Annotated in this window: 1 protein-coding gene; it reads right to left on the reverse strand. The window is 72.9% G+C overall.

The genetic code is table 11. From position 1 onward, the window contains the following. Positions 1-887 (reverse strand): IS110 family RNA-guided transposase (locus LHA35_RS28315; protein WP_226615225.1); only part of this gene is annotated, 887 nt, incomplete at its 3' end. Positions 888-1,064 lie beyond the last annotated feature (177 nt).

Genomic DNA, 1,064 nt, shown 5'->3' on the forward strand with positions numbered 1-1,064 from the left:
TTTCGCATGCAGGCGACGAGGGCGACCTTCTTGGGTCGGCCTCGGTCGGTAAGTTGCTGGAAGTGGCGTTGGATGGTGGGGTTCCAGCGGGTGGCGGCCAGGGTTGCCATGAAGAGGACCTTGCGGATGCTGGCCCTGCCGCCTGCGATGGCGCGGTGCCCCCGCATCTGGCCGCTGTCGCGGTTGATGGGGGCGAGGCCGATCAGCGCCGCGGCCTCGCGCCTGCCCAGGCGGCCGAGTTCCGGCATCTCGGCGATGAGGGTGCGCGAGGCGACCGCGCCGATGCCGGGCACGCTTTGGAGCAGGTTGTCGGCGGCGCGCCAGGCGGACGAGCCGCGGACGGCACCGTCGATGTCGCGGTCGATCTCGGCGAGTTGCGCCTCCAGCACCTTGAGTGTCGCGGCGATGCTGCGAGCCACGCCGGGCGTGCGCGCCTGGCGCCGGCGGTTCTGCTCCATGCCGATCATCTCGACGATCTGGCGGCGGCGGGCGACGAGCTCGGCCAGCGCCTGGGCGTCGTCGCCCGGCACCGGCCTGGGCTCGGGGCGGATGCGTTCGGCGAACAGCGCGATCGCCTCGGCGTCGAGCCGGTCGGTTTTGGCGAGCCGCCCCGTGGCGCGGGCGAAGTCGCGGATCTGGCGCGGGTTGACGACGGCGAGCGGCAGGCCGGCGCCGGCCAGGGCGGCGGCGACGGTGAGCTCAAAGCCGCCGGTGGCCTCCAGCACGACGAGGGCCGGCGCCGCCCCGCGCAGTTGCGCCAGAAGCTGTTCGAGGCCGGCCCCATCACGGGGCACGGCGAAGCTCTGCCCCAACGGCTTCAGATGCACGTCGAGGCGATCCTTGGACACGTCGATCCCGGCGAAGACCGGAGCGGGAGGCTGATCCATGACCCGTCCTTGCGAATGCGGGCTCACGGCTCTGCGGCGGCGGCCCAAGCGACCGTTCGGGTTCCCGGATGGGACGACGGACGGGGTCCCCAGCTCAGAAGCGGGCTCGGCCACCCAAGGCGTGCACGGGCTCCCGTCCATCGTCAGCCTCGCCGGCTCACCGCCGGCTGCCAACTG

Origin of the sequence: Roseicella aerolata, assembly GCF_020523605.1 — a bacterium.
In the GTDB taxonomy this organism is placed as follows: Bacteria; Pseudomonadota; Alphaproteobacteria; order Acetobacterales; family Acetobacteraceae; genus Paracraurococcus; species Paracraurococcus aerolatus.